At 55.0% G+C, this 8,805-nt stretch carries 9 protein-coding genes; all 9 read left to right on the forward strand.

All coding sequences use genetic code 11. The annotated features are described in order from the left end of the window. Window positions 1-94: 94 nt before the first annotated feature. The gene (locus tag JY96_RS21710; protein ID WP_035040509.1) at window positions 95-1,069 is read left to right on the forward strand and encodes an IS30 family transposase; all 975 of its coding nucleotides are present in this window, start codon (window positions 95-97) and stop codon (window positions 1,067-1,069) included. A gap of 22 nt (window positions 1,070-1,091) precedes the next feature. Beyond that, entirely contained in the window at window positions 1,092-1,610 is a 519-nt protein-coding gene (locus JY96_RS21715; protein ID WP_052163030.1) for a hypothetical protein, read from the forward strand. 169 nt (window positions 1,611-1,779) lie between these two features. Next, a complete protein-coding gene (locus tag JY96_RS23475) occupies window positions 1,780-2,151 on the forward strand; it encodes a hypothetical protein (protein WP_152606707.1) in 372 nt (123 codons plus the stop codon). A 310-nt stretch (window positions 2,152-2,461) separates the two neighbouring features. Then, window positions 2,462-2,941, forward strand: coding sequence for a hypothetical protein (locus JY96_RS21720; RefSeq protein ID WP_035044363.1), 480 nt, complete (start codon window positions 2,462-2,464; stop codon window positions 2,939-2,941). A 1,571-nt stretch (window positions 2,942-4,512) separates the two neighbouring features. After that, complete coding sequence (locus JY96_RS21730) at window positions 4,513-5,046, forward strand: hypothetical protein (protein ID WP_235334076.1); 534 nt, start codon at window positions 4,513-4,515, stop codon at window positions 5,044-5,046. A 170-nt stretch (window positions 5,047-5,216) separates the two neighbouring features. Continuing rightward, window positions 5,217-5,678, forward strand: a complete 462-nt coding sequence (locus JY96_RS21735) for a hypothetical protein (RefSeq protein WP_035044369.1) — start codon at window positions 5,217-5,219, stop codon at window positions 5,676-5,678. A gap of 198 nt (window positions 5,679-5,876) precedes the next feature. Continuing rightward, entirely contained in the window at window positions 5,877-6,131 is a 255-nt protein-coding gene (locus tag JY96_RS23480; RefSeq protein ID WP_152606709.1) for a hypothetical protein, read from the forward strand. A gap of 1,204 nt (window positions 6,132-7,335) precedes the next feature. Beyond that, window positions 7,336-7,551 (forward strand): hypothetical protein, encoded by a 216-nt coding sequence (locus JY96_RS23485; protein WP_152606710.1) that lies wholly within the window; start codon window positions 7,336-7,338, stop codon window positions 7,549-7,551. Between the two features lie 270 nt (window positions 7,552-7,821). Beyond that, window positions 7,822-8,796 carry an IS30 family transposase gene (locus JY96_RS21745; protein WP_035040509.1) on the forward strand — a complete coding sequence of 325 codons (975 nt, stop codon included), beginning with the start codon at window positions 7,822-7,824 and terminating at the stop codon, window positions 8,794-8,796. The last annotated feature ends 9 nt before the right edge of the window (window positions 8,797-8,805 follow it).

Below are 8,805 nucleotides of genomic sequence, written 5' to 3' on the forward strand. Positions count from 1 at the left end.
CGCGGATTCAACTAGTAAGTGCAACGTTCATTGAAATGGGTGGGGAGCGGCGAAACTAGCTGCACCTTATCCGACCAAGAACGAGGTTGCACCTATGACGTATCACCAACTCACCCAAGAGGAACGATACACCATCAACGCCTTGAGAGTAGCCAAATACTCTCAAGCCGAGATCGCTCGCCAAATTGGCAAACACCCAAGCACCGTCAGTCGTGAGCTTCGCCGGAACCTGACTACTCACCGAGCGCAGTACCGGCCAGAGAAGGCTCACAGTTACGCCGTGGCTCGACGTCGGCGCTGCCGTCGCGGCTCTCACTACTCCGACGCTCAGCGCGCTCAGGTCTTTAGCCTCATCCGCAGGAAGTTCAGCGCTGAGCAAATCAGCGGCATCCTCAAACGCTTCAAGCTCCTTGAAATCAGCACCGAGACCATCTACCGCTGGCTGCGTCGCGACAAGGCCAGCGGCGGTGAGTTGGTATCGCACACACGCATCATGTCCAAGAACGGTCGCAAACGCTACCGATCCAAGGATTCAAGGGGTGTTCTGGCCGGCAAGCGCCATATCAGCGAGCGACCACAGGAGGCCAACTTGCGCATCGCGATCGGTCACTGGGAAGGCGATACCGTCATCGGCAAAGACCTGCGCCACTGCCTGCTTACTCTGGTCGAGCGCGTCAGTGGCTTTGCCATCGTCATGAAGCTCAAGGCTCGCACCAAAGAAGAAGTCATCTGCGCTGCCAAGGTCGCCATCGCCAAGTACGAGCGTCAATTCAAAACGCTCAGCCTGGACAACGGAACGGAGTTCCACGACTACGCAAAGCTAGAGGAACACTTCAATCTCAAGTGCTACTTCGCCACCCCTTATCATTCCTGGGAGCGTGGCACCAACGAGAACTTCAACGGCCTGCTACGTCAATACGTACCAAAGGGAGTCTGCATGCAACATCTCACTCAAAAGCAGTGCGATCACTTCGCCAGCGAACTCAATAACAGGCCACGCAAACGCCACAATTTCCTGACGCCTTCCGAAGTCTTCTTCGGACGTACTAGCGTTGCACTTGCTGGTTGAATCTGGGCCACACAATTCGGCCATGCTGTATCTCAAGTGCACCCAAGAAGTTCAAAAGGTCGTCGGCCTGCGTAAAGAGAATCTCGCCTCGCCCGAGCCCTCCGAAGCCCCGTTGGGCAATTGGTATGTCAACCGCTTCGATCTTGGTCGACGCAAGGCATACATCTTCATGAGCGAAACGACGTTGTTGTCCTTCATCCTGTTTCAAGGCAAGAAGCCCGTCACCATCGAGTCCTTGCCGAACATGTTGCTCGCGGGGCTTGATCAGTTGCTTCAAATGAAGGGGCTTTCCAAATCCGCCATTGATAAGGCGTTCGAACACTACGACGTCGGGCTGTATGCCAAGACAGATAACCGCTCGGACCTAGGGTCATTGAATGATCTAGTCAATCACTACCAGTGGCGCGTCGAGGACGAAGGGGGCTTGTCGCACTGCGATCTGACAAGCATCATCATGAGCGTTAACGACATGCCGCAACGACGTATTGGGTGGCAAACATCTTGGGATGCCGTACAAAGCAAGCTATGTCTACCCAACTAAAAGTGTGGCCTAACTGGGCGGTCAAGCGGACGCCAACAAGGGCCATGGCTTCGCCATTGTCCTGGCCCTTGTTGGTGCCCTCCAGTCGCTGCGCTCCTTGCGGCGCCGCTTACCTTGGGCGTTAGGCCTTTTTTTGCCTCGAAAACTTAAGTAAGCAAACAAATCGTTCATGCAATCAATCCTTTCCGCATTGAAAACCGGCGATGCAAAGACAAGGCTCGGCATCGTTGCTGATGTCGTTTCAATTCTGGGTGTCTCCTTGGCCACTGTGATTGGCGGCTCTTTTGCTATTGCGGGATCTCTAGATGTTCTCAATATTCTTGGCACGGCCATCATTGCGCTGCTTTGTCTAGCCGGTGCATGCGCGGTAATCCTGCTATATCTAGCAGGTTCAAATTTGATTCAAGAAAAGTTCGCAACTCAACCTGCGGCAAAGACACTTTTAAGCATAGCGTTGTGGTCAACGTTCGCAGCACTAGTTCTTGCCTCTTCATTCATAAGCTACGAAATCCTTTCAAGCATGCAATTCGTCAAGCACTAGCTTCTGGTGCTGAGCCAGCTCTTCGTCATGCGGAGCACCCTTGTCTTCGCGCCGAAGCCTAACTGGGGGTCAACGCGGACGCGAAGCGCGTATAACTTGGTGGACGTTCAAACCTAACGGAGTTGCCGTGAATTTTCATCACCGCGCATCTATCCACAAGCCTAACTGGGCGGTCAAGCGGACGCCAACAAGGGCCAAGGCTTCGCCATTGTCCTGGCCCTTGTTGGTGCCCTTCAGTCGCTGCGCTCCTTGCGGCGCCGCTTACCTTGGGCGTTAGGCCAACTGCGCGAGCAAAGAGGCTGGAGAGAAGATGGCTTGTCGCATCGGTGATCTATACATGGTCGACTTGGGCAATGGCCAAATGCGTGTCTTTCACCATTTGCTTAATGACTTCACCCAGCTTGGTGGCAACGTCGTCCGCATCTTCAAGGCTCCCATTCCTATCAGCGACAAAATCGACCTTTCCTCAATTGTGTCGTCGGAGGTTGACTTCCATGCACACACTTTCTGTGCCGTTGGTGTAAAGCTTGGCCTATGGAAAAAGATTGGGCACTCTAAGGCTGGAGCCCCTGTCACCACATGGTTCCGGGACTCACTCGACTACGGAAAGCCAGATGTCAAGGTCTCCCAAGACTGGGTCGTCTGGCGTGTGAATGAAGCGCGCAAACACATCGGCCCTCTTGAAGGCCAGTACATAAACGCTGATATCGGCGTAATCTTCAGCCCAATCACGTTGCACAAGCGGCTAACAGACAGGGAATACCAGTTCGCCTATCCAGGCTTCGAGTAACCCATCACAGGCATACATGAAGCCCCTAGTCAAAACCTCAAATCCATCGCCTAACTGGGCGGTCAAGCGGACGCCAACAAGGGCCATGGCTTCGCCATTGTCCTGGCCCTTGTTGGTACCCTTCAGTCGCTACGCTCCTTACGGCGCCGCTTACCTTGGGCGTTAGGCCTTCGACGAGAACGATAGGGACGACCTTTTTCATATTAGGAGAATTATGTTTAGGACACCACTGCTTCTAGCCTCAATCGTTGCGCTGAGCGGATGCGCCGCCACTGGCCACTTGTACTCTGATCACCTGAAGGCCCAATCGCCTATTCCTAGTGGCCTTAGCCGTGTCACCATTTACCGAACAGGCGAAACAGATCAATACTCAGCAAGAGATGCACGCATCTCTCTAGATGGCAAGACTGTTAGCAAGGTCGCTTACAAGGGCTTTACCACGTTCGAAATCCAACCGGGAAGCCACGCGGTCTTCGCCGACATGTGGGATGCAGTCGGATCTTGCAAAGTGCAGTTTGAGGCGATTTCTGGTAATGAGTATTACTTTGAGGTCGCCCCCCGCAGGGAGCACCTCATGGGCTCCCTGGTATTCGGTTTTGTCGGTGCTGCGATTGAGTCTGCTGGCAAGGAATGCGGAGGCGCGTTTGCAATCGTTTCCAAGCCACGGGACACGGCAACCATCGCGCTCAGCTCCCTCAAGCTCAGTGAATAGCTCCACCACCTCGCGCGTTGTGTCAACTGTGTTTCGCTATACGCAGATCAAGGCCCAGCGCGCGAGTTCAGCAATGAAGTGCAACGCCACCGTCCAAAATCCATCGCCTAACTGGGCGGTCAAGCGGACGCCAACAAGGGCCATGGCTTCGCCATTGTCCTGGCCCTTGTTGGTGCCCTTCAGTCGCTGCGCTCCTTCCGGCGCCGCTTACCTTGGGCGTTAGGCCCCACTTTTTGACGCTGCATTTTGGCAAGGCCGTATTGATGCCATGCCACGTGAACATCAATAGGCATCGATGTTCTGCGCGAGAACACTGATGCATGTCGAGGCCTTTCTCTCTGTCGCTCCAGCATCTCCTCGCTGCTTCAAGTTTGGCGCTTTAGGTTCGTCCAGCATGTCCACGAGGTGCTTGGCAAAGTCTCAATATGGCTGTCTGTCCTACGGCAGCCCGCTGCCCAGTCAGCGGCGCCAAAGTACCACACACCATCGGCAATTGGTTGTCTGTCCTTCGGCAGGCAACGGCGATCATGAGCCGCGCCATGTCTCCGCATGCCATCACCAAGCTAGCCACGCGTCCTTCGGCGCTCAGCGCAGGGAAACCGCGCTGCCACGGCCAACCAGCATCAGGCAAAATCTCTGGAAATCAAATCAAGGGAGCGTGGTCATGCAATGGCCAAGCATCAAGTCAAGTGCACAGGTCGGCGTGTTCTCAACGCCCTCTCCTACGCGCACCTGCCTAACTGGGCGGTCAAGCGGACACCAATACTTGCCAGCAAGTATTGGTTCCCTGCGTGCTTCGCACTCCGGTGCCGCTTACCTTGGGCGTTAGGCCAACACAAGAATGAGCGACTCACACAAGATGCCAGAAGCTGAAGTAAGCATTCGACTTGCCCACTTCCTGCTTCAGCGAAAAATGGCGACATCTCCTGTCCGCGTTGCGATAGATGGCGCCCAAGTGAAAACTGGCGACAGAATTCACTTCGAGCTTGTGTCATTCATGAAAGAGTTGGGCTGGACAACAACGCAAGCCTCAGGGAGTTGGCAAGCAACATACATGAACAAGTGCATCGACGGCGCCATTGAAATTCATTCGGCGCCTGGGCAGGGCGACGTAACAGCTGCCCTGAGCAACGGCCACACACTGATTGCCGAAGCCAAGAAAGGCCCACTAAGCCGCTCGAAGGCATCTCAAGAATATCCGCTCATGCGGGAGGCAATCGGCCAACTCATGACAATTGAAAATATCCCCGACAAACCTTTTTTGTCTATCGCAGTTCCACACAGCCCAAAGTTCGCAGAACTCGCCGAACGTTGGCGACGGGCCCCTTTGATAAGCCAAGCGGGGATCAAGATTCTTACAGTCGCACAGAGTGGTGAAGTCCATGGCTTTTAGCTACCCACCAAACACCAAATGCGCGCCTAACTGGGCGGTCAAGCGGACGCCAACAAGGGCCATGGCTTCGCCATTGTCCTGGCCCTTGTTGGTGCCCTCCAGTCGCTGCGCTCCTTGCGGCGCCGCTTACCTTGGGCGTTAGGCCAACCAATTTCACGCAGGTGCGTCACATGACAGTCAAACGGACACCAAACTCACTGAGCATTGCAAGCGTTCTGTTTTTGCTACTACTAGCAACGGGCGCTCAAGCAGAAAAACTTAAGCTTGTCTGCAACGTTGACATTGAAACAAACTACTCAACTGGCAATACGACCAAAGGCAAGGAAAAGATTCAAGTCGACATTGAGCTAGTCAAAAATCAAATGTTCATCTCAACGAACGGGGTGGACATAGGTTTTTCAATGAGCACTACGCAAACCGACTCAGATACCGAAAAGATGAACTCTAGCGACGCTGACATGTTTGAACTCAGCATCAACAGAGGCGCAAAGCCTGAAAGCGAAGTCGAGCGATCCGAGTACGTAAAGATCGACAGAAACTCTGGAATTCTGTTTTATCGATACATCGGCAAGCTAACCAAAACCGCAACCGGAAGCTGCACAAAACTCGATCAGAAAAAACGCATGTTTTGAATGCAAGTCAACTGCCGACTCACCACAGGAGTGGCCGTGAACATGCATCACTGCGCACCTATCCACAAGCCTAACTGGGCGGTCAAGCGGACGCCAACAAGGGCCATGGCTTCGCCATTGTCCTGGCCCTTGTTGGTGCCCTTCAGTCGCTGCGCTCCTTACGGCGCCGCTTACCTTGGGCGTTAGGCCACTACGCATATGCGCATCAGCAATGTTGAAGCCAAAGAAAAAGCGCTCGCCATGGCGCGAGAGTTCCTATCCAAGCAAGACACTCGTGGCTGGCAGTGGGCCTGTTCAGATGCTTCTCCGGACAAGTCGTTTGCTTCACTCAAAGACGGCAAGACATATCAACAATGGGCCGTCTTAGTCGAGTGGTCAAAAAGCGGTAGTCAATACGATGGCCCAGCCGTGCTACTCGTTAACATCGAAAGCGGCGTATGCACTTTCCAGTGATTATTGGCCTCAACCGTGGCCTAACTGTGCGGTCAAGCGGACGCCAACACAGGCCATGCCTTCGGCATTCTCATGGCCTGTGTTGGTGCCCTGCGCACCTGCGGTGCTCCGGTGCCGCTTACCTTGGGCGTTAGGCCCTACCAATCCGACCGGCGCAAACACGAACATGAAGCGCATATTGCGAGTCCTCGCCGCTGAGCTCACCCTTAGGTCGCAACGCCCTGGCCTAGGAAGTGACACCTTCCCGAAACTGCTCCTCATGCTCGCTGTCTGTGCCGGCTTCTATCTCTGGGTCCATGGCTTCAACTACGATGCCCCGCAACCACGCAAAGTCGGCTGGCATAGAGCCGTCGCTACAGGAATGACGGCCCTTGGTGTATTCGTATCGCTGGGCGAGTACCTCGTGTGCTTGTGGCGTCGGCTTCGAGAGGCGGCGGTAAAGTGAACAAGTGCGCCCCCGCTACAGCACAAGCGCGGCCTAACTGGTCGGTCAAGCGGACGCCAACACTGGCCATGGCTTCGCCATCTTCATGGCCAGTGTTGGTGCCCTGCGCACCTACGGTGCTCCGGCGCCGCTTACCTTGAGCGTTAGGCCCTTCGCCACATGAGTCACCCACTATTTGACCTACTTTGTCGGATTGAAAGCGCGCGAATCGCCTTCACGCTTGGTCGCCATCGCCCAGACTCAGTCCTTGTAACTCTGACACTTGTGGGAGAGCGAGTCGAAATTGACGTATTCGAAGACGGGCGCATGGAGGTGTCGCGCTTCATTGGAAACGAAGACGTCGTAGGAGATATGGCGCTTGTAGAGAAGCTAATAGTGCGGGAGATCTCTTGAGAAAAATTCTCGTTGAATCTTGCCCACCTTTTGCGGCCCTCCAAACCTAGCGAGTTGCCGTGAACTTGCATCACCGCGCATCTATCCAGAGGCCTAACTGGGCGGTCAAGCGGACGCTAACAAGGGCCATGGCTTCGCCATTGTCCTGGCCCTTGTTAGTGCCCTTCAGTCGCTGCGCTCCTTCCGGCGCCGCTTACCTTGGGCGTTAGGCCTTTCATGCCGCAGTTCCTCCACAACTTTGCATGCTTCGACTGCCAGGTGTCATTTAAGCGCCCGGCAACAGCTGACTCGACAACGGGAAGTGCTCACCTCGCTGAGCCGACGCTTACCCACATGTGCCCAAATTGCGGCCACAGGATGGCGTTCATGGGACGCAACTTCGCAACTCCACCAAAATCAGACAGCTCGGCTTGGGTAGCAGCCCAGAGCCTTTGGGAGGCAGGTTTCCGCTTTTCGGGAAGTGGCTATCACAGCGATGATCCCCTCCCAAAAACGAAGCAAGCCGTCAAGGCGTTTATTGAACAGCACCCCAAACACGCTCAAAGAATTGGCCAGAAAAACAAGTGGAGTGACTATGTATAGTCGAACAACAACGCCCGGTAACGCTGGACACTCCTCTAGAGCCGCATCTGTCACCAGCCTAACTGGTCGGTCAAGCGGACGCCAACACAGGCCATGCCTTCGGCATTCTCATGGCCTGTGTTGGTGCCCTACGCACCTTCGGTGCTCCGGCGCCGCTTACCTTGGGCGTTAGGCCTCGCGGATTCAACTAGTAAGTGCAACGTTCATTGAAATGGGTGGGGAGCGGCGAAACTAGCTGCACCTTATCCGACCAAGAACGAGGTTGCACCTATGACGTATCACCAACTCACCCAAGAGGAACGATACACCATCAACGCCTTGAGAGTAGCCAAATACTCTCAAGCCGAGATCGCTCGCCAAATTGGCAAACACCCAAGCACCGTCAGTCGTGAGCTTCGCCGGAACCTGACTACTCACCGAGCGCAGTACCGGCCAGAGAAGGCTCACAGTTACGCCGTGGCTCGACGTCGGCGCTGCCGTCGCGGCTCTCACTACTCCGACGCTCAGCGCGCTCAGGTCTTTAGCCTCATCCGCAGGAAGTTCAGCGCTGAGCAAATCAGCGGCATCCTCAAACGCTTCAAGCTCCTTGAAATCAGCACCGAGACCATCTACCGCTGGCTGCGTCGCGACAAGGCCAGCGGCGGTGAGTTGGTATCGCACACACGCATCATGTCCAAGAACGGTCGCAAACGCTACCGATCCAAGGATTCAAGGGGTGTTCTGGCCGGCAAGCGCCATATCAGCGAGCGACCACAGGAGGCCAACTTGCGCATCGCGATCGGTCACTGGGAAGGCGATACCGTCATCGGCAAAGACCTGCGCCACTGCCTGCTTACTCTGGTCGAGCGCGTCAGTGGCTTTGCCATCGTCATGAAGCTCAAGGCTCGCACCAAAGAAGAAGTCATCTGCGCTGCCAAGGTCGCCATCGCCAAGTACGAGCGTCAATTCAAAACGCTCAGCCTGGACAACGGAACGGAGTTCCACGACTACGCAAAGCTAGAGGAACACTTCAATCTCAAGTGCTACTTCGCCACCCCTTATCATTCCTGGGAGCGTGGCACCAACGAGAACTTCAACGGCCTGCTACGTCAATACGTACCAAAGGGAGTCTGCATGCAACATCTCACTCAAAAGCAGTGCGATCACTTCGCCAGCGAACTCAATAACAGGCCACGCAAACGCCACAATTTCCTGACGCCTTCCGAAGTCTTCTTCGGACGTACTAGCGTTGCACTTGCTGGTTGAATCTGGGCC

The sequence above is a fragment of the Aquabacterium sp. NJ1 genome, from assembly GCF_000768065.1.
GTDB lineage: Bacteria > Pseudomonadota > Gammaproteobacteria > Burkholderiales > Burkholderiaceae_C > Aquabacterium.

Coding starts and splice junctions, on each gene's coding strand:
- JY96_RS21710 (WP_035040509.1), top strand. CDS start 95: ATGACGTATCACCAACTCACCCAAGAGGAACGATACACCATCAACGCC.
- JY96_RS21715 (WP_052163030.1), top strand. CDS start 1,092: ATGCTGTATCTCAAGTGCACCCAAGAAGTTCAAAAGGTCGTCGGCCTG.
- JY96_RS23475 (WP_152606707.1), top strand. CDS start 1,780: ATGCAATCAATCCTTTCCGCATTGAAAACCGGCGATGCAAAGACAAGG.
- JY96_RS21720 (WP_035044363.1), top strand. CDS start 2,462: ATGGCTTGTCGCATCGGTGATCTATACATGGTCGACTTGGGCAATGGC.
- JY96_RS21730 (WP_235334076.1), top strand. CDS start 4,513: ATGCCAGAAGCTGAAGTAAGCATTCGACTTGCCCACTTCCTGCTTCAG.
- JY96_RS21735 (WP_035044369.1), top strand. CDS start 5,217: ATGACAGTCAAACGGACACCAAACTCACTGAGCATTGCAAGCGTTCTG.
- JY96_RS23480 (WP_152606709.1), top strand. CDS start 5,877: ATGCGCATCAGCAATGTTGAAGCCAAAGAAAAAGCGCTCGCCATGGCG.
- JY96_RS23485 (WP_152606710.1), top strand. CDS start 7,336: ATGGGACGCAACTTCGCAACTCCACCAAAATCAGACAGCTCGGCTTGG.
- JY96_RS21745 (WP_035040509.1), top strand. CDS start 7,822: ATGACGTATCACCAACTCACCCAAGAGGAACGATACACCATCAACGCC.